Origin of the sequence: Ruegeria sp. THAF57 (assembly GCF_903914075.1) — a bacterium.
Lineage (GTDB): Bacteria > Pseudomonadota > Alphaproteobacteria > Rhodobacterales > Rhodobacteraceae > Ruegeria.
The window spans coordinates 164,430-185,374 of sequence record NZ_CAIWNQ010000001.1 but is presented as its reverse complement, the minus strand read 5'-3'; the positions used below and the strand labels follow the sequence as shown (position 1 = coordinate 185,374).

The window sequence follows — 20,945 nt, the reverse complement described above, 5'->3', positions numbered from 1 at the left end:
AACATCTAGGCGCGACGCTCAAGGATCACAAGCAGGGTCTTAGCTCGACAGGGCGGCTTTTGCCTCAGGGTCGGTGCCGGCTGCGCTGAAATGGGCTGCAAGCTGGTCAAATACGGGGCCGCGGACATCCGGCGCTTCCATCATCACTTCGTGTTCACCGTCTGGAATTTCGACCAGAGTTCCATTTGGCCAATTCGCCATACGCGCACGGATCGCCTTGCGGTCGACGATCTGCTCATGCGAGCCAAGGAAGGTCAGGCAAGGGGTGGCAGGGGCGGTCTGCGCCATCAGCCACGAGCACTCATCCAGCGCCTCGCGCAGCCAGATGGTCGACGGCGCGCCCAAGGTCAGCTCAGGATGCGCGACCAGTTGATCCTGCATCATCTTGTACATGTCAGGATCGCGGGTCAGTACATTGCCGTCAAAGGGTTGGGACAGAACATAGCTTTCCAGCGACGTGGTTGGAGGTGTCTTTTCACCAAGGCCAAAACGAGGTCCCCAATAAGCCGTCAATCGGCCAAGAGGTTTCATCAGGGGCGTAAAGAAAATCCCCCACATCGGTCCGGTAAAGGCGCAGGCGGCAAAGCTGTCGTTTTCCACTACTGCCCGCAAACCGATTGCGCCGCCCATCGAGTGGCCGATGACATACCAGGGTTTTGGCAGGTTCTGATGCTGGGCCAGATCAAGAACGGCCCTTACGTCGTGTTGGTAATCGGTGAACTTGTCCACATGTCCAACACGATTGTCATCCAGCAGGCGATCCGCCAGCCCCTGACCGCGCCAGTCAACCGAAAGAACGGCAAACCCACGGCCCACAAACTCGGATGCGGCTTCACCATATTTTTCGACATATTCTGTTCGCCCAGGAAAGATCATTACCGTTCCGCGGGCTTCGTCTTTGGGCGACCAGTGAGCGGCGCGAATGCGTACGCCATCTTCGGTGTCCAGCCAGTGTGCCACACCGCCGGAGGGTGCGCCGGCCACGTCTTCAAACAAAGGGGCCGGCGACATTTTCATCAGGCCAGAGCCGATGCCAGCTGCATGGCGATGCTCATGTCGCCATCTACGCTGAGTTTTCCGGCCATGAACGCGCCGGTCGGGTTCAGCTCACCGCTGAGAATTTGTTCGAACGTGTCGACATCCGCGCTCATGGTTACGTCGGTTTCTTCATCGCCAACGCGTGCACCGCTGCCGTCCAGAACAATCGAACCAAGACCTTCGATGGCAAATTTGGCCGATGCGCCAAAACCGCTGCCGTCCAGTTTTTCGTTCAGCGCTGCTGCGGCTTTCTCCAGAGTGTCGCTCATGATTCTCCTCACTTTGATTTGAGCGCGAGGAATGGACATCCTTCTGCGCTACGCTACACTGAACGTTGTTATGGGCACTAATTACACAAATCTCAAAGGTATCGTTGCGGCAACCGCAATGCTAGTCACGTTTTCCATTCCTTGTGTCGCTCAGACCGCCGATTCCCGGGATGAAACCGAATTGCTTGAACAACTGGCGCAGTCGACGCCGGAACAGGCGCTAGGGTTAGACCGGCAGCTTAAGGCGCTGTGGGCTTTGTCCGGGTCTGCGTCGGCGGACCTGTTGCTGGAACGCGGGCGTGAGGCATTGGATGACGGTGACACAAAGGCAGCAATTGATCACTTGACGGCTTTGACCGACCACGCGCCCGAGTTCGCAGAGGGCTGGCATGTCCGTGCCTCGGCGTTTTTCGGGATCGAGCGTTTTGGAATGGCTGCGGCCGATCTGGAGCAGGCCCTGACTTTGAATCCCAACAATTACGAGGCGATTTACGGCTTGGGTCTGATTTTCGAGATTGTCGGCCAGCCTGATAAGGCACTTGCGGCTTATGAGCGCGCTCTGGCTATACATCCCCATCACGAAGAAGTAACCAATGCCGTGAATCGACTGAAGCCTCAGGTCGAGGGCTCGGCCCTCTAAGGGGCGGGGGGCAAGAGTGAGCGGGTCATCCCGAATTGTGGCCGTACTTGGCCCGACGAACACAGGTAAAACCCACTACGCGATCGAGCGGATGCTGGGTCACCGGACAGGTGTGATCGGTCTGCCGCTACGCCTGCTGGCGCGCGAGGTCTATGATAAGATCGTCGCCATTCGCGGGCCGTCCGTCGTGGCGCTGGTCACGGGCGAGGAACGGATTGTGCCGCCGCGCACCCAGTATTGGGTCTGTACGGTTGAGGCGATGCCCGAGGGCATGGGTGCTGATTTTGTTGCCATCGACGAAATCCAGCTCTGCAGCGACCCCGAGCGCGGCCATGTTTTCACCGACCGTTTGCTGCGGTCGCGTGGCACAAGCGAGACTCTGTTTCTGGGCTCGGACACAATGCGCGGTCCCATCGCGGCGTTGGTCCCCGAGGTGCAGTTTGTGCGGCGCGAACGCATGTCTCAGCTTGATTATGCCGGGTCGAAAAAAATCAGCCGGATGCCCCCACGCAGCGCCATCGTCGGGTTCTCGGTCGATAACGTTTATGCCATTGCGGAACTTCTGCGCCGTCAAAAGGGTGGGGCGGCGGTCGTCATGGGCGCGCTTAGCCCGCGCACGCGGAATGCACAGGTGGACCTCTATCAGAATGGCGAGGTCGATTATCTGGTCGCCACCGACGCCATCGGCATGGGGCTGAATCTGGATGTAAATCATGTGGCGTTTTCCTCGCTGACCAAATTCGACGGTCGGCGGATGCGGCCCTTGGCCCCCAACGAACTGGCCCAGATCGCTGGCCGGGCAGGGCGTGGCATGTCGGACGGTACGTTCGGCGTCACAGGCGAGGCCCCGCCGCTGGATGAAGGTGTGGTGCAGGCGATCATGGACAGCCGCTTTACGCCGATGAAAAAGCTGAACTGGCGGAATGCCGCCCTGCGGTTTGGCTCGATCGAGGCGCTGATCACATCGCTTGAGGTTGGCCCGGACAATGAAAACCTGCTCAAGGCGCGCCCGGCCGACGACCTGAACGCGCTGAAATCGCTGTCACAAGTGACCGAGGTCATGGCCCGCGCCAGCGATCCGCAATCTATCCGTCTGCTGTGGGATGTCTGCCGAATCCCCGATTTTCGCGGCATCAGCCATGCCGAACATGCCAGCCTACTCGAGGTGATCTACGGCCATCTGCACGAACGCGGCTCGGTCCCCGACGACTTCATGGCGCGGCAAATCCGCCGGATTGACCGGACAGACGGAGATATTGATGCACTGTCCAAACGGCTAGCATATATTCGCACCTGGACATATGTTGCGCAACGAAACGGATGGGTGCGTGACGAATCCCATTGGCGTGAGGAAACGCGCACTGTAGAAGACAGGCTGTCGGACGCTCTGCATGACCGTCTGACCCAACGATTTGTGGACCGGCGCACATCCGTTTTGCTGCGGCGGCTCAAACAGAAGGAGGCCCTTTTGGCCGAAGTAAATGACAAGGGTGAAGTGACCGTCGAAGGCGAATTCGTCGGTCGTCTGGAAGGGTTCCGGTTTATTCCGGACAAAGCCGCGCAGGGGACCGAGGCGAAAGCCTTGAAATCGGCGTCCTTGCAGGCTCTCGCGCCGCAATTCCATCTGCGTGCCGACCGCTTCTACAACGCGCCCGATACCGAAATTGATTTCACCGAACAAGGTGGCCTGATGTGGGGCGAATACGCCGTCGGCAAACTGGTTGCCGGGGCTGAACCGCTCAAGCCCATGGTCGAGGTTTTCGTGGACGAAGCCGCAGGCCCCGATGTCGAACAAAAGGTGCAGCGCCGGTTGCAGCATTTCATCGACCGCAAGGTGGCCGCGCTGTTCGAGCCGCTGCTGAACCTATCGCGGGATGAAGAACTGTCCGGTCTGGCCAAAGGCTTTGCCTTCCGCATGGTCGAGGCGCTGGGCGTGCTGCCCCGCGCGCAGGTTGCGCAAGAGGTGAAGGATCTGGATCAGGATGCCCGCGGCGCGCTGCGTAAACACGGTATCCGGTTCGGGCAATTCACCATCTTTATGCCGCTGCTGCTGAAACCCGCCCCGACGCGCCTGCGTCTGGTTCTGTGGGCGCTGTCCAGCGGCTTGCAGGAATTCCCCGAAGCGCCGCCTCCGGGCTTGGTCACTGTACCCGTCGCCAAGGATGCGCCGCAGGGCTATGACACCATGTGCGGCTATCGTGACGCAGGTGAACGCTCGATCCGCATCGACATGCTGGAGCGTCTGGCCGATATGCTGCGCTCTGAGGACAGCCGGGGCGGCTTTGAAGCCAAGCCCGACATGCTCTCGATCACCGGCATGACGCTGGATCAGTTCGCGGACTTGATGCAGGGTCTTGGCTACAAGGCCGAGCGTGGCGAGCGTGAAAAGATCAAAGTTACGCCTGCGGAACAATCTACGGTAGATGCGTCCGAGCAACCTGCCGCCGAAGAAACCCCGGCAGATGTGGGCGCGACAGACGATGCAACCGTACCCGCCGAGGCACCAGCTGAGGCCACCGACAGCACTGAGGCGACAACCGAAGCTTCGGCCGCAGAACCCGCGAGCGATGAGCCCGAGGTCGAGGTGTTCTACACCTTCACATGGGGTCGCCAGCGCCAGCCGAACCGTGGTCCGCGCCGCGAGCAGGGGCAGGGTAAGGGCAAGCCACGTGGCAAACCTCAGGACGGTCGTGGCAAGCCCCACGGCAAGAAGGGTGGCAAGCCGCAGGGCGCGAAATCCTTCTCGGCCCGTCCGCCCAAGAAAGAAAAAGCCATTGATCCCGACAACCCCTTCGCCGCTGCGCTGATGGGGTTGAAGGACGGCAACTAAGCGCGGATGTCCGAGGGCAAGCTGCGGATCGACAAATGGTTGTGGCAGGCGCGGTTCTTCAAGACCCGCAGCCTGTCTGCCAAACAGGTCAGCGGCGGCCATGTTCGCGTGAACGGCAACCGGGTGCTGAAACCGGCGACAGCCATCAGCCCCGGTGACGTTCTGACCTTCCCGCAGGGCCGCATCGTTCGGGTTGTCCGCGTGGAAAAGCTGGGTGATCGTCGCGGACCTGCGACCGAAGCCCAAACGCTTTATGCTGATTTGACCGAAAAACAGGACACACCTCCACGAAATCCCGGGTTCGAGGGAAAAGGTCGTCCAACTAAGAAAGATCGGCGTGCTCTTGATCTTTCTCGCACCCAAGATAGCTGATCCTATCTTGAAGCTGACGCCAGACTGATTTAGCTAGACGCCCAAAGCGCAAACGGGAATCCGACCATGACCTACGTTGTCACTGAAAACTGCATTGGCTGCAAATACACCGACTGTGTCGAGGTATGCCCGGTGGATTGTTTCTATGAAGGTGAGAACACGTTGGTCATTCATCCCGATGAATGCATCGACTGCGGCGTGTGTGAACCCGAATGCCCTGCAGACGCCATCCGTCCCGATACCGAGCCGGGGATGGATCAATGGGTCGAGTTCAACCGGAAATACTCGGAAATGTGGCCGGTGATCGTGACCAAGAAAGACCCGCTGCCCGAGGCCGAAGAACGTGATGGCGAAGAAGGTAAGATGGAGAAGTATTTCTCTGAAGCTCCGGGTGAGGGCGGCTAACCGATTCGTTTTTATCAACCGGTCAGTCAATATCGGAATTGCCACCTAAACTATTGGATACAAATAGTTTTGTAAGGCACCTGAATTGTGCTGCTTTCGTATGTCTCAGTTTTGTGATATACTCGAAAGCTGAATGATGACTGAGTTGGGGATGTGCTCCGTAAGTATGTGCGCTTTGGAGTTCTGATTTATTGACAAATACACCGCCTGACCGGGCCGAAGATGGCGCGGGCTGGTGTGTTGTTTTGTCTGTCCTTCGCTCTGGAAACAAGGATGAACCTGTATGTCTAAGTCGAAAAAGCTTGAGTTCCGCCCGAACGATTACGTTGTTTACCCTGCCCATGGCGTGGGTCAGATCATCTCGATCGAAGAACAGGAAGTCGCGGGATACTCGCTTGAGCTGTTCGTCATCTCGTTTGAAAAAGACAAAATGACCCTGCGGGTCCCAACCAATAAGGTCACTGAATCCGGCTTGCGCTCGCTGAGTTCGCCCGATGTGATCAGTCAGGCGATGAAGACCCTAAAGGGTAAGGCCAAGGTAAAGCGGGCCATGTGGTCGCGTCGTGCGCAGGAATACGAACAAAAGATCAATTCGGGTGATCTGATCTCGATCGCCGAAGTGGTCCGTGACCTGCACCGCACAGACGACCAGCGTGAGCAGAGCTATTCCGAGCGTCAGCTTTACGAAGCCGCGCTGGAGCGTCTGACCCGCGAAGTTGCTGCTGTTTCTGGCGCCGGCGAAGTGTCTGCCGCCAAACAAGTGGATGAGGTTCTGACCTCGCGCGCAGCCGCCGCCTGACCTCGCAGAATGTCGATTTTAGGCCGCTCTGGTAACTGGGCGGCCTTTTTCGTGCCCGAGCGCTTGGTGAATTGCCTGATTGCGGGTAATTTCTCTGTAAACAGAGGCGGGTACATGGCCAAGGTAAAGCAGACCCTCAAGTATCTCTATATCGGGCGCGATCCGATTTCCGTCTGGTTCCGCTATGGGCTGATCCTGTTTGATCTGGTGACGATCGTGTTCTTTGTCGCTACGGCCCATGTTCCGCACGGGCCGGGGCTGACGGTTCTGAGCCTGTTCATCGGTCTGTTGATCCTGTGCGATTTCTCGGCGCGGCTATGGATATCAAAAGACCGGTGGAAACTTTTCTTCAAGGTCTACACGCTTGCCGATCTGGTCGTGATCATTTCGCTGATGCTGGATCCATTCGTTTCCGGCAATCTGGCGTTCCTGCGTATTCTGCGCGCGTTGCGGTTGATTCACTCCTATCACCTGCTCAGGGATTTGCGCCGAGATGTTGAGTTCTTCCGAACCCACGAAGACGCCGTGATAGCGGCCATTAACCTGTTGGTGTTTGTGTTCGTGACCTCTACTGCCGTTTTGGTCTTTTTTATCCCCGAGGACAGTCAGACGGCCTATATCGACGCGTTGTATTTTACGATGGCAACGCTGACGACCACCGGGTTTGGTGACATCACCTTGGTGACACCGGGGGGGAAGCTGTTCTCAGTGTTCATTATGGTCGTTGGCGTCGCGCTGTTCGTTCGATTGGCGCAAGCGATTTTTATGCCGCAGAAAGTTCGTCACAAGTGCCCAAGCTGTGGTCTGTTTCGCCATGATCCCGACGCAGTGCATTGCAAGCATTGCGGCGACGTTCTGAAAATCGAAACCGGAGGCGTTTCTTAGGACGCTGTGACCAGAACCAGAAGGAATGCGATTTCGGACACTTGTTGCGTCGCGCCCAGAACATCTCCGGTTTGGCCTCCGATCTTGGCTTTTGCGACAACAGCGACAACAAACAGGCATATGGCAATAACCAGTATCGCGGCCAATGCTGGGGCACCGACCAAAACCATTGCGCATACCAGTGCAACCAACGCGCCCAAAGCGACTGAACCAGCACTGGGTGCCCCGACCGAGTGACTGAGGCCCGCGGGCCGTGCATTTGGAAGTGAGGCCATCAAAACCGGCATCGCTGCGCGGGAAACGATGCATGCGGCTAAGATGCCTCCAAAGCCACCTTGGGACAGCAGTGCCGCTATCAAAACGACGCGCAGGCTTTGCGATATCAACAGAGCGAGGACGCCATAGGTCCCTATTTGGCTGTCTTTCATGATTTCAAGCCGGCGTTCGGGGGTGAACCCTCCCCAAAACCCATCTACCGTGTCCGCTAGCCCATCTTCGTGCATGGCACCCGTGCAAAGTATCAGAACGGCAACGACGAGTATCGCACCTGCCAAGGGCGGAAGGTTTACTGCAACGCAGGCCCACCCGATAGCGCTGGCAAGTAGGCCGACGAGCAGTCCAATAACAGGGAAGGCCCAAGCCGCATCTGCCTGGCGTTCAAAAACGTGTTCAGGCAGTCGGGGAAGCGGCAGGCGTGTCAAAAGAACCAGCGCCACAGGAATATCCCATCTGGAAATGAGGTTGGTGTCGGTTTTTTGCACTCCTATGCCTTTCTGGGTCTTGCCGGATTGATCGCTTTGGTTAAACACGCAGGACCACTCTGATGCAACGAGGCTTTGAATGCTGCCCGAACTGACCGATCTGAATTCCTTTCGTCAAGCTCTGAGCGGGGCCCCCGGTCCTGACGGTGATGCCGCGCAAGGTGCGGCTGAACGAAACGGTCAATTGACAAAACCACCGGGAGCGTTGGGGCGGCTGGAAGATCTGGCGATCTGGTATGCCGGATGGCGTCAGGATTCGCGCCCTCAGATCGCCGCGCCCCAGGTCATCGTATTTGCTGGCAATCACGGGGTCACCGCGCAGGGTGTATCAGCTTTTCCGCCCGAAGTGACCGTTCAGATGGTTGCGAATTTTGAACATGGCGGAGCGGCGATCAACCAATTGGCTAAGGCCGCAGGTGCCACCATGGACGTGCACGCGCTGAATCTGGATGTCCCAACAACGGATTTCACAACCGGACCAGCCATGTCCGAAGATGAGCTGCTGCAGGCGTTGCAGGCCGGGTGGAACTCTGTGAGCCCCAATGCTGACCTTTTGGTTGTTGGTGAGATGGGGATAGGAAATACCACCCCGGCGGCTGCGATTGCGTGTGCGTTGTTCGGCGGCGAGGCGTCCGATTGGACCGGGCGTGGAACCGGCGTTGACGATGCGGGTCTGGCAAACAAGACGCGGGTCGTTGCCGAAGGTGTGTCCTTGCATGCAGGCACGGGCGATGGTCTGGAAATTCTGCGCCGACTTGGGGGGCGGGAAATCGCGGCAATGGCCGGAGCTATTGCTGCCGCCCGAGTATTGCGTGTTCCTGTCATATTGGATGGGTTCATCTGTTCTGCTGCCGCAGCTTGTCTGGCTGAGACAGCCAAAGGCGCCTTGGACCACACCGTAGCAGGCCATCAAAGTGCCGAAGGCGCGCATGGGGCCGTTTTGGCAAAGCTGGGTAAAGAGCCGCTCTTGAATCTTGGCCTGCGTCTTGGCGAAGGCTCCGGAGGGGCGCTGGCAATCAATATTCTGAAAAGCGCGGTGGCCTGCCATTCCGGAATGGCGACATTTGCCGAAGCGGGCGTATCCGACGGTTGATCAAAGCAGCCTGATCCATGACGGATCAGGCAGACTTTTTCGCGTGCTTTTCCGAAAGCTCCAGCAATTCGGTCTCAAGGTCTTTTTCCAGTTGCTGTGCGCGTTCAATGTATTTCTTGTTTTCTGCCGTCGGCATTCCGGGAACCCAAAGTTCAGCAAGCTCGCGGACGGACATCCGGTCGTGGTGGTAAAAGGTCTGTTCGGCGTGGGCCGCTTCGTACTCACTAAGTCCGATGTTTTCTAGGACATACCGGCCCGCACGTAGTGATCCGTCGAACATCTCGCGGACAATATCGTCTGCGCCGGCCTGGTACAGCTCGTAAACGTGGGTACGATCATGCGCGCGCGCGACGATGTGCAGGTCGGGGCGCTGGCGGCGTGCAAAACTGACAAGACGGGTAACCGTCTTGGGATCGTCCATCGCCGCAACCAGAACCGCAGCTTTCTCAAGCCCTGCGGCCCGCAAAAGTTCGGGTCGGGTGGGGTCGCCTAGGAACCCCTTGACCCCGAAGCGGCGCATAAGCTGGATCGTTTCGATGTCGTGATCCAAAACGATCGTCTTGAAACCGCTGGCGCGCACCAAACGGTTCACGATCTGACCAAAGCGACCGATGCCTGCAATGATCACTGGGCCTTTCTCGTCGATCTCGTCGGGTTCAGGGGTTGGTGTTCCTTCGCCGATATGCCGCGAGAGCAGGTCGAAGATGATAAACAAAAGCGGTGTAATCAGCATCGTCAACGCGATGATCATCAACAGTTTTTGCGACAGGTCCGGGGGGATCACATTCTGCTGGGTCGAAAAGGCCAGAAGAACAAAGCCGAACTCACCAGCTTGCGCCAGACCTAAGGTGAACAGCCAGTGATCCCGTCCCCGCAGTTTGAATGCGCGGCCAACCAGATACAGGATGATCCCTTTGGCCAGGATGACCAGCAAGGCCAACCCGATCAGATCAAACGGGTCATTGAAGAAATAACCGATATCAATTCCGGCGCCGACCGTGATGAAGAACAGGCCAAGAAACAGGCCTTTGAACGGCTCAAGATCGCTTTCCATCTCGTGACGGAATTCCGAACTGGCCAGAACAACGCCGGCCAGAAACGCGCCAAGGGCAGGGGATAGGCCCACAAGGGCCATCAGGAAGGAAATGCCAACGACGATCATAAGCGCAAGCGCGGTGTACATTTCGCGCAGACGGGTGGCGTGGATAAAGCGGAACAGGGGCCGTGTCAGGTAGATCCCGGCAAGAATGACAAATGCAACCGCGCCGATGGTGACAAGCGTCACGGCCCAACCCGGTAGCCCTTCAACCAGCGACAAGCTGTGATGCGCGGTGTCGTGAAGGTCCTTCACCCCACGGTCGATAGAGCCGTCATCTTCGAAATGGGGCATGGCAGGCAGGGCCAAAAGCGGCAGCAACGCCAGAATTGGGATAACCGCGATATCCTGTGTCAAAAGCACGGAAAAGGTGGCGCGCCCCCCGTTCGTTTGCATCAGCCCCTTTTCCGAAAGGGTTTGCAAGACGATCGCCGTTGAAGACAAGGACAAAGTCAGCCCCACGGCCAAGGCGACAGACCACGGATGATTTGCATAAACAGCAACGCCTGCGATCACGGCCGTCGATAGCAGGACTTGCAGGCCGCCCAAGCCCAACAGCCTGTCCCGCATATCCCAAAGGGCGCGCGGCTCAAGCTCTAGCCCGATCAGGAACAGCATCATGACGACGCCGAATTCAGCGACATGCTGCAGGCTTTCTGTTTCAGCCCCGACAAGGCCGAACATTGGGCCGATCACAATCCCGGCTGCCAGGTATCCAAGAACAGATCCCAAACCCAGACGGGCCGACAAAGGCACGGCGATCACCGCGGCGGCCAGATAGATTGTCGCCTGATAAAGGAAGTCGTCCATTTTGGTCCTTTCGTTCGGGTCAGGTGGGCAGCGGCGCGTCGCGCTTGAGCTGGTCCATCACAATCTGGCTTTGCACTCTGGCTACTGCAGGATGCGGCAGTATCACCTGGTGAAGCAAGCGGTTCAGGGCAGAAAGATCGTCGCAATAAACATGGAGCAAATAATCCGCTTCTCCAGTCATCGTCCACGCGCTGGTGATCTCTGGGCGGGTGTCGACCATGCGGGAAAAGCTTTCGGATTGCTCGGGACCGTGGGTGCCCAGATGAACCTGAATGAAGCCCTGAACCTGTAGCCCCAATTTCAGCGGATCCAGCCGGGCAGCATAGCCTGTGATATAGCCTTCAGCCTCAAGCCTTTGTCGTCGCCGCCCTGCCTGACTGGGCGACAGGTTCAACATTTCCCCCAACTGATGCGCAGTCAGATGCGCATTCTTCTGCAGCTCGGACAAAAGGCGTGTGTCGGTGGAGTCCAGCATATGCGTAAATTCTCTAAAATATTCGTAAACCATGCGCAAATCGCGCGTTCTTTATTAGGTTACACGAAAACAATGCGCAGAAAAAGCATTGGATAAGGCGTATTTTGGAATCAGCAAAGAAATTCCTGTTATTTACGGAGATGCGCCATGGGTCCTTTCCCGCACAACGCCCCGAAATCTGTCATCAGCTCTGAAAATCCCGCCGGAACCGACGGGTTCGAGTTTGTTGAGTTTGCTCACCCCGACCCTCAGGAACTGCGTGACCTGTTCGCCAAGATGGGGTTCGAACTGGTTGGGCATCACAAGGACAAACCGGCGGTTGAGCTGTGGCAGCAGGGGGATGTGACATATATCCTGAATGCAGACGAAGATAGCTATGCCGCGAAATTTGTGGCCGAGCACGGCCCCTGCGCCCCTTCGATGGGGTGGCGGGTGGTGGACGCCCAAAAAGCGTATGAACACGCTGTGTCCAAAGGGGCAGAGCCTTATGACGCTGAAGACAAGACAATGAACGTCCCGGCGATCAAGGGGATTGGTGGGTCGCTGATCTATTTTATTGATCAGTATTACGATACCTCGCCCTATAACGAAGAATTCACGTGGACCAAGCAATCAAAGCCGCGCGGTGACGGGTTTTATTACCTCGATCACCTGACGCACAATGTCTACAAGGGCAACATGGACAAATGGTTCAAGTTCTACGGCGATTTGTTCAACTTCCGCGAAATTCGTTTCTTTGACATTCAGGGCAAGTTCACGGGCCTTTTCAGCCGCGCATTGACGTCGCCCTGTGGACGCATTCGCATTCCGATCAATGAAGATCGTGGCGAAACGGGCCAGATCGTGTCGTACCTGAAAAAGTACAAGGGTGAAGGCATTCAGCATATCGCCGTGGGCAGCGAAGATATCTACGCCTCAACCGACGCAATTGCGGAAAAGGGTTTGAAATTCATGCCCGGTCCGAACGAAGCCTATTACAAGATGTCTACGGATCGGGTCGCCGACCACGAAGAGCCACTGGACCAGATGATGAAACACGGAATCCTCATCGACGGAGAAGGTGTTCTGGATGGGGGCGAGACCCGCATTCTGCTTCAGATATTCTCAAAGACCGTCATCGGTCCGATCTTCTTCGAGTTCATTCAGCGTAAAGGCGATGATGGATTTGGCGAAGGTAACTTCCAGGCCCTGTTCGAATCCATCGAGCGTGAGCAGATCGAAAGCGGAGAAATTTCCGCAGCTTAAAAAGGCTGGCCGACGTAATGCTCAGAGGGTGTGATCCAGCCTCTGAGCCTTTTCGTCAGCTTCGTGGCATTCGCAGGGTCACGTTCTGGCCGCGTTTTTGATAGCGTAACTCGCTGTCACTAATGGCGACCACATTTCCACCATCCAGCCGATCCCCAACTTTCAGCTTTTTGTAGCGGCCACTGGGAAGCCGTACCAGCGCGCGCCGGTTTGCTGGGGACCCGTAGACGCCAATCAGATTAAGTTTGCGCAGGTTGATCGCATTGTCGATTGTCGCCTGACGGGCAACCGATGCAGAAGACGGAATTTTCGGAGCAACGGCCCGTGCCTGGAAAGAACCCGCCTCATCGTTATTCTGTGGAATTGCTGCGGCTGACCCCAACCGGGCCGTATTTGTTTCCGGTTTCTGAATAAGCCCTGCCGGGCGCGGTTTGGGGCGCGGTACGCGCACCACCGCCAGCGCCGTCGGCGTGTGATCAACCTGTGGCCGCTCTTGAACAGATTTGGGACGTAGCTTGGGCCTGACGCTGGCCAGTTCTTCGCGCGTTCGTCCACCCAATTGCTGACGCTCGAAGCGCTCAATCAAGTCACTGGGCCGGGGTTTCGGGCGTAACTCTGCCAAGCGCGAGGTCAGCTCTTCGACGACGGGTTCTTGTTCAAAGCGTACCGGAACGTCTGGCGGCACCTTCGCTGGACGCCCTAAATAGACCACGATGCCATCGGGATTCAGTGTGCCGTCCACTGTGGCCGCAACAAGCCCCCGGTCGTCCAGATCGAAACGCGTGCCGGGCTTGGTCGGGTTTGCGACCTGCTCAAACGGGGTGTCTGTGTCAAAGCTGCCGACCTCCGGCAGGGCGATCGCATCCCGCGAAAGGTCGGATTTGTCGATTGACGTAAGATAGACCGTCTCAGGTACGGCGGGTTCGGGATCGAGCAGTTGGGTCGGGACAACGATCCGCGCACCGGCATGTGCCTGCACGGGCTCCGGTTCTGGGTCTTTTGCGACATCTTCAACGACCGTCGGGGCGATTTTTAGCGCCTCAAGAATCGCGGCGTCTGTCGGTGTCTCGTTCAACGCTTCAAGGATCGCGGCGTCGGTTGGGGAAATCTCACTCCCCAAGTCTTCATCTGCCAGCGGCGCTTCGGGTTCCGGTGGGGTGACGCTTGCCGTTTCCGAATCTTCGGCGTCCAAAGATTCGGTTTGCAACGGCAACGGCGCAGGTTCGGCTGGTTCTTTCTGAACGTCGGCAAGTTCCGTATCCAACGGCGCGTCGCCATCAGAGCCGAAAACGCCCCAGCCGATCAAAACCACCGCGATCACCGCCGCTGCTGCCAATGGCATCGCAAGGCCTTGCGGCAGTTTCATTCCTGAAGCTGGACCTTGACCAGCGGTCGTTTGCGCCGGGGCCGAGCGGAATTCAGCCGGGGTCGAAGATGCGGCTATCGCATGAACCGCAGGGCCGTCTGGCTCCTCCGGGGCAATGGGGGCGGTAGGTTGCGCAATCGATTGGTCTGCCAAGGAAAACAGGGGGTCGGCCGGGTAATCCTGATCGTCCACTTGCGTTGTGAATTCTACCGGGATGAACCCGTGATCGGCAGCAAATGCTTGCGCTTCTTTCAGGGTCTGCTTGGCAACCGCGGCGATATATGTGGTTGTGTCGCTGTTGACGGTGTCGAATGCCAATTCGTCCAGTTCATAGGGCGTTGCCTCGGACAAAGCAGTTCGAACGCGCTGATCCGTCCCGGCGGGATCAGACGCATCGGTTTCGACAGAAAGGAACCGGACCTGATCAGTTGGAAGGATCAGCCTGCAGCTCAGGTCGTTTTCCAGCGCGAAACCCTTGTTGCGCAGGTCTTCGATCTGCGTGTTCAGGTCTTCTGCACCCAAGGAAACTTCGCCAACGCAGAACCATTCATCGTCCGCGAAGTGGTGCAAAGAAATCCCGGCAGAAGAAAAAGACAGCGCAAAGGCAGGTTTCATATTCCGGAGGAACCACAATTGTCATCATCAACGCGGGCGATGTCTCGTCCGCAGACTGACATTAAAGCAGGATCCCGCCGAGGGAAAGAAAAAGCCAATCCTTCCCCTTGTTCGGCAGACCGTTGCCACCCCATCTTAGTGTAAATGAATTTGGAGGGAAGACCTTGAAGAACCTTGCTTTTCTGGCCGCCGTTCTGGCCATGACCGCCGCGGGAATGGCACATGCGGAAGAACGTCGCATCTCAGTCGCCGCCGCTGGCACCGTTCAGGCGGCCCCAGATATGGCGACGATCAGTCTGGGTGTCACGAATGAGGATGCGCAAGCGTCAACCGCGATGCAGGCCACGTCTGACGCTGTATCTCAAATCCTGAAACGCCTTGAAGAACTGGGCGTCGAAGCGCGGGACGTACAGACGCGTGACATCTCTTTGTCGCCGGTTTGGTCAGGACGCGGTAGTCAAAACACAGACAAACCAGAGATCACGGGATTTGTCGCCTCGAACCGGGTGATCGTACGTGTTCAGGACCTTTCGCAACTTGGGTCGCTCATGGACGCCGTCATTCAGGATGGGGCTAATGACTTCGGCGGCCTCAGTTTCGGTGTCAAAGACCCGAAACCCCTTGAGGCCGAAGCGCGCGCCAAGGCCGTCGCCGAAGCGACCGCCAAAGCTGAACAACTGGCACAAGCTGCGAACCTGACTTTGGGCCCGGTCCAAACGATCAATGAGCAGGTCGCAAGCGTCCGGCCTGCCGCTCAGATGCGCGAGTTCAACATGGCAGACTCAGGTGGTGTGCCGGTCGCAGGCGGGGAAATCTCGATCTCTGTCACCGTTTCGATGGAGTTCGGGATTTCAGAGTAACCCTAGCTTTTGGCGCGGGCCTGCAGCGGATGGCGTTGCTGGCCCGTTTGGTCGAAATTGTCGGGCGACAGCCATGCTTCGAACGCGGAACGGACGCGGGGCCATTCAGTGTCGAGTATGGAATACCAAGCCGTATCCCGGTTGCGCCCCTTGTAATGCGCGGCCTGCCGGAATATCCCTTCGAATGTGAATCCCAGACGCTCGGCCGCGCTGCGTGACGGGGCATTCAATGCGTCGCATTTCCATTCATAGCGCCGGTATCCCAGCTCGTCGAACACGCGGCGCATCATCAGGAACATTGTCTCGGTAGAAGGCGGTTTACGCTGCAGTAACGGCGAAAAGTGGATGTGTCCAACCTCGATGACGCCCGCAGCGGGGTCAATCCGAAGGAACGAGGCCATCCCAACCGGGGTGCCCTCGTGATCCAGTACCGTGTGAAACATCGGATCAGCGTCCATGCACGATGCACGCGCCCAAAGTTCGAAGTCTTCTTCAGCCTCGAACGGACCGTAGGGCAGGTAGGTCCAGTTCCGTCCGTCGGTATCGTTGGCAAACGCCCGGTACAATCCGGGCGCATGCCGGTTCACGTCCAGTGGCACGACCGAACAATAGCGCCCCTCCATCGGCGTGTAGGGCGGAGTCGGGCGTGGAAACTCGCCCGAAACCGGTAATCCGATAGGTTGGCCCAAGTCGTTCTTTACGTGCTCGACCATGATTTAGGCCGACGCTTTTGCTAGTGCCTGATCCAGATCAGCGATCAGATCGCCAGCGTCTTCAATCCCGATGGATACGCGCACAACGCCGGGGCCGGCACCTGCGGCCTCTTGCTGTTCGGGGGTCAACTGGCGGTGGGTGGTCGAAGCCGAGTGGATGATCAGCGACCGTGCATCGCCCAGGTTGGCTACATGGCTAAAGATCTCCAACGCATTCACCAGCTTGACGCAGGCGTCATACCCGCCTTTGACGGCAAAGGTGAACAGCGCGCCAGCGCCCTTCTTGTACTGCGCTTTAACCCGGTCGTGGTAGGGCGAAGAGGGCAGCCCGGCATAGGTCACGTATTCCACCCGGTCATCCGCTTCGAGCCAGGCCGCTATCTTTTGCGCGTTCTCGACATGGCGCTCCATCCGCAGCGACAGGGTTTCGATCCCCATCAATGTGTAATGGGCGGCCTGCGGATTCATCGTCATGCCAAGATCGCGCAGACCGATGGCGATGCCGTGGAAGGTGAAGGCAAGCGGGCCGAAAGTTTCGTGGAATTTCAAGCCGTGATAGGCGGGTTCAGGCTGGCCGAGCGAGGGGAATTTGTCATTCGCCGACCAGTCGAATTTGCCCGAATCCACGACGCAGCCGCCCGTTACTGTGCCGTTGCCGGTCAGGTATTTGGTGGTTGAATGCACCACCAGCGTCGCGCCATGCTCAATCGGGCGGCACAGGTATGGGGTGGCCGAGGTGTTGTCGACGATCAGAGGGATGCCCGCTTCGTCGGCGACATCTGCCAGCGCACGGATATCGGTGACGTATCCGCCTGGGTTGGCGATGGATTCGCAGAATATGGCGCGGGTGTTGTCGTCAATGGCGGCCTTCACCGCGTCTACGTCATCTGTATCCACAAATGTGGCGGACCAGCCAAAGCGTTTGATGGTTTGGCTGAACTGCGTAACGGTCCCCCCATAAAGGCGCGTCGAAGCAACGATATTACAGCCCGGGGCCATCAACGGGAACAACGCCATGATCTGCGCCGCGTGGCCCGAAGAACAGCAGACAGCGCCCACACCACCTTCCAGCGTGGCGATACGTTCCTGCAGAACTGCCACGGTTGGGTTAGTCAGGCGAGAGTAGATAAAGCCGACTTCCTGCAGGTTGAACAGGGCGGCCGCATGGTCTGCGTCACGAAAGACATACGCCGTTGTCTGGTAAATCGGGGTCTGACGCGCCCCCGTTGCCGGATCAGGGCGCGCACCAGCGTGAATTTGAAGCGTGTCAAAGCCGTAGGTTGGACCGTCTGACATCGTTGAACTCTCCCTCTGGAATGTGTGTTGCTGACTCTCTAGGCGATTGGGCGCTTGCGCACAACAACCCAGTCAACGCATCCAAAGGCCGCTACTTTTGATCCTGTTGCGAATGGCTTGTTCGCGTTGGGGCAGGTTGTCGCGGTCGAACATCTGACGGATCTTATGCCCTTTGCGCTGGATCACCAACTTTCTGATCGGCTCATACCCCTTGAGCACTTTCTTGATCTTGTTCGGTGCGACGACGGTTTCCAGCACCTCGACCACGTGGTCACTCTCGCGTGCGTATAGCAGTGGAAACAGGCGGTAATGGCAGCTCACCGATCCATCCAGCAGACCTTGGGGCAGGGTGTCGCGCCCTCCGCCAAGCGAATGGATGACAAGGGGAAGTGCGATTTGATCCAACCAAGGGGTCAACACTTGCCCGGCCAGTTCGGGGATGTCTTCGTCCCGGATGGTGCGGGCATATTCCAAATAGCGTTCCCCGAACTCTTTGGGACAGCGGTAATAGAAAAAACCGGCATTGAAATACAGATACCGCCGCCAGTAGTCGTGCGGCTGCGATCTGTCCAAAGAGCTGTCAAAATCCAGCCCGAACTGGCGGTACAATGCGCCCCAAATTCCATCAAAGCCGGGACCATATAGCGTTGGGCGGGGCCACGTTCCTTCGACTTTTAGCGAGGCGCTGGGACGGTCAAAATCGAATGCGACGCTGTTCAGGGTTCCAGTGATCAGCGTGTCGCTGTCAAAAAACACAAACGGCTCACCCTCGGGCAGCGCGAACAAGGCTTCAATCTTGTTGCCGTTAGGATAGCTTTCACCAAATACATGGTTGTCGAATGGCAAAACCTTGGCGTCCAACTGCTTCAAAGCCTTAAGGACATCCTCGTCTTGTAGCCCGGGGTTTTGGGTCCAACGCGGCCCGGAATTGGGTGAGGCAACGAATAATCTGCCCGCAAAATCCGGTGAGCTGTGCCGCAACGAAGCAGCAAACAAAAGCGCCTCATACTGGAGGCGGTTGTTATGTCCGACGATAACGACGTTGAACTTTGGGGTCTTGGCCTGCATCGAGGGACTTTCGGAATTTGGCCGCTCATTGGCGCTTATTTGTGTTGCACGTACTGTACGCATCAAGGCCCGTCAAAACCAGAGTTCACGCGGCACCGGAAACGGGAAATTTGAAATCGGCGGCGGCACGCCCATCTATTGGAGACGGGACGAAACAGGAGAAGCCTCATGAGGGTCAACGCAGATTTCACCAGGCGCGTGGCAGTTCATTTCGACGAAAACGAATGGATCGCGTCCCCGGCTGCTGGGGTTGAACGTAAAATGCTTGATCGGATCGGCGAGGAAGTCGCACGCGCAACGACCATTGTTCGGTTTGCACCGGGCAGCGCGTTTGCCGCGCATACCCATGACGGGGGTGAGGAATACCTTGTTCTGGACGGCGTCTTTCAGGATGAAACGGGTGACTTCCCTGTGGGCAGTTACGTGCGGAACCCGCCGACATCGTCCCATACGCCTTCGGCAAAGGAAGGGGCGACGATATTGGTCAAACTGCACCAGTTCGATCCCGAGGACCGGACCCAAGTGCGGCGTTCAATCAATGGAGAGGGCAACATGCAGCTCTTCAAAGACACACAAGAGGATGTGCGCGTTCTGACATTAGGGCCCGGCGAATCGATGGAATTGGATGCCGTCGGAGGGCTTGAGCTGTTCGTAATCGAAGGCTCGGTTCAGGAATCGTCCGAGGAATTTGCGGCCTGGGACTGGCTCAGACTTCCACCCGGTGACAAGTCCAGCGCGCAAGCCGGGGCATCTGGCGCGCGTGTTTGGATGAAATCCGGCCACCTGAACCAGATGGTCTGAATTCCGCAATTGCTTTAATAACAGGCAGTAGAACGGTGAAACCGGGCTTTTTGGCCCGGTTTTTTCATTTTTTGACCAATTGGCAAATTTTACCAATTGATAAAAAATCTGATTGTGGCAAGCTGAGGTCATAACGAACATATCTACAGGGAGTAGAGCGATGGCACAGGGCCAGATGGTCCCCGGCATAGTTTCCGGGCGGCTTTCCAGCGATGAGCTGACCTCGAATTTCACGGATCTGCATCCGCCATTGGCCCCGCATGAGGCTGCTGTGGCTGCTGATCGGTGCTATTTTTGCTATGACGCGCCATGTGTGACGGCCTGTCCCACGGACATCGACATACCGCTGTTCATGCGACAGATTCAGGCGGGACAACCCGAAGCGGCGGGTGAAACTATTCTGGCGCAGAATATCCTTGGTGGAATGTGCGCCCGCGTTTGCCCGACCGAAACGCTGTGTGAAGAAGCCTGCGTGCGCGAAACCGCAGAAGGCTCGCCAGTGGAAATCGGTCGTTTGCAGCGTTATGCGACAGATAGCGTGATGGCCGGTGGTGCGCACCCGTTTGAGCGTGCCGCACCTACTGGTAAGACAGTGGCAGTTGTAGGGGCTGGCCCTGCGGGTCTGGCCTGTGCGCATCGTTTGGCCATGCTGGGTCATGACGTTGTCATTCACGAAAGCAAACCCAAGCCGGGCGGATTGAACGAATACGGAATCGCGGCCTACAAATCGACCAACGATTTCGCGCAGGCCGAGGTGGATTGGCTGCTTGGTATTGGCGGGATCACCATCGAGACCGGTTCGGTTCTGGGCGAGGGAGTTTCGCTAGAAGGTCTGTCTGCAAATTACGATGCTGTCTTTTTGTCAATCGGTTTGGCCGGGGTGAACGCCCTGCGCGCGGGTGGTGTCGACAAGGATGGTGTGCGGGCCGCGGTCGACTTTATCGCCGATGTTCGTCAGGCTGGTGACTTGGCTGACCTGCCGGTCGGTCGGAATGTCGTGGTCATCGGTGGCGGTATGACGGCCGTGGATGCAGCGGTGAAGTCCAAGCTGCTTGGGGCCGAGCATGTCACCATTGCTTATCGGCGCGGTCGCGACGCGATGGGGGCCAGCCGATACGAACAGGACTTGGCTGCTTCGCATGGGGTCAAGATCATGACCAACGTTCAGCCCGTGGCCGTCCATGGAAACGGGGCAGCCGCTGAGATCGAACTGGAGTATACTGCCAGCCATGATGGTCAACTGACAGGCACGGGCGAGATGGTCCGCGTTCCTGCTGATCAAGTGCTCAAGGCGATTGGTCAGACATTGGAAGGCGCGCCAGAGGGCTTGGAACTGGACGGAAACAAGATTGCCGTCACTGGGGCCGGGCGTACTTCGATCGCAGGTGTCTGGGCTGGGGGCGACTGCGCTGCTGGTGGCGAAGACCTGACCGTGACTGCAGTGGCCGAGGGCCGCGATGCCGCAATGGATATCCACGCAAGCCTGAATGCGTGAAACCCACAGATAA

At 57.7% G+C, this 20,945-nt stretch carries 20 protein-coding genes; 11 read left to right on the top strand and 9 right to left on the bottom strand.

The window, feature by feature from the left end:
• Window positions 1–39: 39 nt before the first annotated feature.
• Together RUESEDTHA_RS00855 and RUESEDTHA_RS00850 are read right to left on the bottom strand one after the other, a co-directional pair.
• Window positions 40–1,017, bottom strand: coding sequence for an alpha/beta fold hydrolase (locus RUESEDTHA_RS00855; RefSeq protein WP_180883581.1), 978 nt, complete (start codon window positions 1,015–1,017; stop codon window positions 40–42).
• Window positions 1,017–1,307 carry an SCP2 sterol-binding domain-containing protein gene (locus RUESEDTHA_RS00850; RefSeq protein ID WP_171121120.1) on the bottom strand — a complete coding sequence of 97 codons (291 nt, stop codon included), beginning with the start codon at window positions 1,305–1,307 and terminating at the stop codon, window positions 1,017–1,019. The genes RUESEDTHA_RS00855 and RUESEDTHA_RS00850 overlap by 1 nt, the downstream gene beginning before the upstream one ends.
• Window positions 1,308–1,338: 31 nt before the next feature.
• Between RUESEDTHA_RS00850 and RUESEDTHA_RS00845 the strand changes: the two genes are divergently transcribed.
• The 6 genes from RUESEDTHA_RS00845 (at window position 1,339) to RUESEDTHA_RS00820 (ending at window position 7,238) form a co-directional block, all read left to right on the top strand.
• On the top strand, window positions 1,339–1,947 hold the full coding sequence (locus RUESEDTHA_RS00845) for a tetratricopeptide repeat protein (RefSeq protein ID WP_171121121.1): 609 nt from the start codon (window positions 1,339–1,341) through the stop codon (window positions 1,945–1,947).
• Window positions 1,948–1,963: 16 nt separating this feature from the next.
• Window positions 1,964–4,777, top strand: a complete 2,814-nt coding sequence (locus RUESEDTHA_RS00840; protein ID WP_180883580.1) for a helicase-related protein — start codon at window positions 1,964–1,966, stop codon at window positions 4,775–4,777.
• 6 nt (window positions 4,778–4,783) lie between these two features.
• A complete protein-coding gene (locus RUESEDTHA_RS00835) occupies window positions 4,784–5,149 on the top strand; it encodes an RNA-binding S4 domain-containing protein (protein WP_180883579.1) in 366 nt (121 codons plus the stop codon).
• Between the two features lie 66 nt (window positions 5,150–5,215).
• Entirely contained in the window at window positions 5,216–5,554 is a 339-nt protein-coding gene (fdxA, locus tag RUESEDTHA_RS00830) for a ferredoxin FdxA (protein WP_171121124.1), read from the top strand.
• Between the two features lie 283 nt (window positions 5,555–5,837).
• Window positions 5,838–6,353: a CarD family transcriptional regulator gene (locus tag RUESEDTHA_RS00825; RefSeq protein ID WP_170348382.1), complete on the top strand. Its 516-nt coding sequence runs from the start codon at window positions 5,838–5,840 to the stop codon at window positions 6,351–6,353.
• 114 nt (window positions 6,354–6,467) lie between these two features.
• A complete protein-coding gene (locus RUESEDTHA_RS00820; protein ID WP_180883578.1) occupies window positions 6,468–7,238 on the top strand; it encodes a potassium channel family protein in 771 nt (256 codons plus the stop codon).
• On the opposite strand, the gene cobS is transcribed toward RUESEDTHA_RS00820, so the two are convergent.
• Window positions 7,235–7,954: an adenosylcobinamide-GDP ribazoletransferase gene (gene cobS, locus RUESEDTHA_RS00815; RefSeq protein WP_255431570.1), complete on the bottom strand. Its 720-nt coding sequence runs from the start codon at window positions 7,952–7,954 to the stop codon at window positions 7,235–7,237. The two genes, RUESEDTHA_RS00820 and cobS, sit on opposite strands and share 4 nt — an antisense overlap.
• Before the next feature lie 124 nt (window positions 7,955–8,078).
• Here cobS and cobT point away from each other — a divergent pair, with 124 nt between their 5' ends.
• A complete protein-coding gene (gene cobT, locus RUESEDTHA_RS00810; protein WP_180883576.1) occupies window positions 8,079–9,092 on the top strand; it encodes a nicotinate-nucleotide--dimethylbenzimidazole phosphoribosyltransferase in 1,014 nt (337 codons plus the stop codon).
• 25 nt (window positions 9,093–9,117) lie between these two features.
• Here the strand turns inward: cobT and RUESEDTHA_RS00805 are convergent, their stop codons facing one another.
• Window positions 9,118–10,998 (bottom strand): monovalent cation:proton antiporter-2 (CPA2) family protein, encoded by a 1,881-nt coding sequence (locus RUESEDTHA_RS00805; protein ID WP_180883575.1) that lies wholly within the window; start codon window positions 10,996–10,998, stop codon window positions 9,118–9,120.
• 19 nt (window positions 10,999–11,017) lie between these two features.
• The gene (locus RUESEDTHA_RS00800; RefSeq protein ID WP_171121128.1) at window positions 11,018–11,473 is read right to left on the bottom strand and encodes an Lrp/AsnC family transcriptional regulator; all 456 of its coding nucleotides are present in this window, start codon (window positions 11,471–11,473) and stop codon (window positions 11,018–11,020) included.
• 147 nt (window positions 11,474–11,620) lie between these two features.
• Here RUESEDTHA_RS00800 and hppD point away from each other — a divergent pair, with 147 nt between their 5' ends.
• The gene (hppD, locus tag RUESEDTHA_RS00795; protein ID WP_180883574.1) at window positions 11,621–12,718 is read left to right on the top strand and encodes a 4-hydroxyphenylpyruvate dioxygenase; all 1,098 of its coding nucleotides are present in this window, start codon (window positions 11,621–11,623) and stop codon (window positions 12,716–12,718) included.
• Window positions 12,719–12,773: 55 nt separating this feature from the next.
• Here hppD and RUESEDTHA_RS00790 read toward each other — a convergent pair whose 3' ends face one another.
• Complete coding sequence (locus RUESEDTHA_RS00790) at window positions 12,774–14,699, bottom strand: hypothetical protein (RefSeq protein WP_180883573.1); 1,926 nt, start codon at window positions 14,697–14,699, stop codon at window positions 12,774–12,776.
• Window positions 14,700–14,863: 164 nt separating this feature from the next.
• Between RUESEDTHA_RS00790 and RUESEDTHA_RS00785 the strand changes: the two genes are divergently transcribed.
• Window positions 14,864–15,559 carry an SIMPL domain-containing protein gene (locus RUESEDTHA_RS00785; protein ID WP_180883572.1) on the top strand — a complete coding sequence of 232 codons (696 nt, stop codon included), beginning with the start codon at window positions 14,864–14,866 and terminating at the stop codon, window positions 15,557–15,559.
• Between the two features lie 2 nt (window positions 15,560–15,561).
• On the opposite strand, the gene RUESEDTHA_RS00780 is transcribed toward RUESEDTHA_RS00785, so the two are convergent.
• From RUESEDTHA_RS00780 to RUESEDTHA_RS00770, 3 genes are all read right to left on the bottom strand, one after another.
• Window positions 15,562–16,272 carry a GNAT family N-acetyltransferase gene (locus tag RUESEDTHA_RS00780; RefSeq protein WP_180883571.1) on the bottom strand — a complete coding sequence of 237 codons (711 nt, stop codon included), beginning with the start codon at window positions 16,270–16,272 and terminating at the stop codon, window positions 15,562–15,564.
• Between the two features lie 3 nt (window positions 16,273–16,275).
• Window positions 16,276–17,568 carry an O-acetylhomoserine aminocarboxypropyltransferase/cysteine synthase family protein gene (locus tag RUESEDTHA_RS00775; protein WP_180883570.1) on the bottom strand — a complete coding sequence of 431 codons (1,293 nt, stop codon included), beginning with the start codon at window positions 17,566–17,568 and terminating at the stop codon, window positions 16,276–16,278.
• A 72-nt stretch (window positions 17,569–17,640) separates the two neighbouring features.
• The gene (locus tag RUESEDTHA_RS00770; RefSeq protein ID WP_180884549.1) at window positions 17,641–18,636 is read right to left on the bottom strand and encodes a hypothetical protein; all 996 of its coding nucleotides are present in this window, start codon (window positions 18,634–18,636) and stop codon (window positions 17,641–17,643) included.
• 168 nt (window positions 18,637–18,804) lie between these two features.
• Here RUESEDTHA_RS00770 and RUESEDTHA_RS00765 point away from each other — a divergent pair, with 168 nt between their 5' ends.
• Both RUESEDTHA_RS00765 and RUESEDTHA_RS00760 read left to right on the top strand, forming a co-directional pair.
• Window positions 18,805–19,437, top strand: coding sequence for a cupin domain-containing protein (locus RUESEDTHA_RS00765; protein WP_180883569.1), 633 nt, complete (start codon window positions 18,805–18,807; stop codon window positions 19,435–19,437).
• 160 nt (window positions 19,438–19,597) lie between these two features.
• A complete protein-coding gene (locus RUESEDTHA_RS00760; protein WP_180883568.1) occupies window positions 19,598–20,932 on the top strand; it encodes an NAD(P)-dependent oxidoreductase in 1,335 nt (444 codons plus the stop codon).
• Window positions 20,933–20,945 lie beyond the last annotated feature (13 nt).

Coding starts and splice junctions, on each gene's coding strand:
- RUESEDTHA_RS00780 (WP_180883571.1), bottom strand. CDS start 16,272: ATGGTCGAGCACGTAAAGAACGACTTGGGCCAACCTATCGGATTACCG.
- RUESEDTHA_RS00760 (WP_180883568.1), top strand. CDS start 19,598: ATGGCACAGGGCCAGATGGTCCCCGGCATAGTTTCCGGGCGGCTTTCC.
- RUESEDTHA_RS00855 (WP_180883581.1), bottom strand. CDS start 1,017: ATGAAAATGTCGCCGGCCCCTTTGTTTGAAGACGTGGCCGGCGCACCC.
- RUESEDTHA_RS00825 (WP_170348382.1), top strand. CDS start 5,838: ATGTCTAAGTCGAAAAAGCTTGAGTTCCGCCCGAACGATTACGTTGTT.
- RUESEDTHA_RS00845 (WP_171121121.1), top strand. CDS start 1,339: ATGGACATCCTTCTGCGCTACGCTACACTGAACGTTGTTATGGGCACT.
- RUESEDTHA_RS00820 (WP_180883578.1), top strand. CDS start 6,468: ATGGCCAAGGTAAAGCAGACCCTCAAGTATCTCTATATCGGGCGCGAT.
- RUESEDTHA_RS00805 (WP_180883575.1), bottom strand. CDS start 10,998: ATGGACGACTTCCTTTATCAGGCGACAATCTATCTGGCCGCCGCGGTG.
- hppD (WP_180883574.1), top strand. CDS start 11,621: ATGGGTCCTTTCCCGCACAACGCCCCGAAATCTGTCATCAGCTCTGAA.
- RUESEDTHA_RS00835 (WP_180883579.1), top strand. CDS start 4,784: ATGTCCGAGGGCAAGCTGCGGATCGACAAATGGTTGTGGCAGGCGCGG.
- RUESEDTHA_RS00850 (WP_171121120.1), bottom strand. CDS start 1,307: ATGAGCGACACTCTGGAGAAAGCCGCAGCAGCGCTGAACGAAAAACTG.
- RUESEDTHA_RS00775 (WP_180883570.1), bottom strand. CDS start 17,568: ATGTCAGACGGTCCAACCTACGGCTTTGACACGCTTCAAATTCACGCT.
- RUESEDTHA_RS00765 (WP_180883569.1), top strand. CDS start 18,805: ATGAGGGTCAACGCAGATTTCACCAGGCGCGTGGCAGTTCATTTCGAC.
- fdxA (WP_171121124.1), top strand. CDS start 5,216: ATGACCTACGTTGTCACTGAAAACTGCATTGGCTGCAAATACACCGAC.
- RUESEDTHA_RS00800 (WP_171121128.1), bottom strand. CDS start 11,473: ATGCTGGACTCCACCGACACACGCCTTTTGTCCGAGCTGCAGAAGAAT.
- RUESEDTHA_RS00790 (WP_180883573.1), bottom strand. CDS start 14,699: ATGAAACCTGCCTTTGCGCTGTCTTTTTCTTCTGCCGGGATTTCTTTG.
- RUESEDTHA_RS00770 (WP_180884549.1), bottom strand. CDS start 18,636: ATGCAGGCCAAGACCCCAAAGTTCAACGTCGTTATCGTCGGACATAAC.
- cobT (WP_180883576.1), top strand. CDS start 8,079: ATGCTGCCCGAACTGACCGATCTGAATTCCTTTCGTCAAGCTCTGAGC.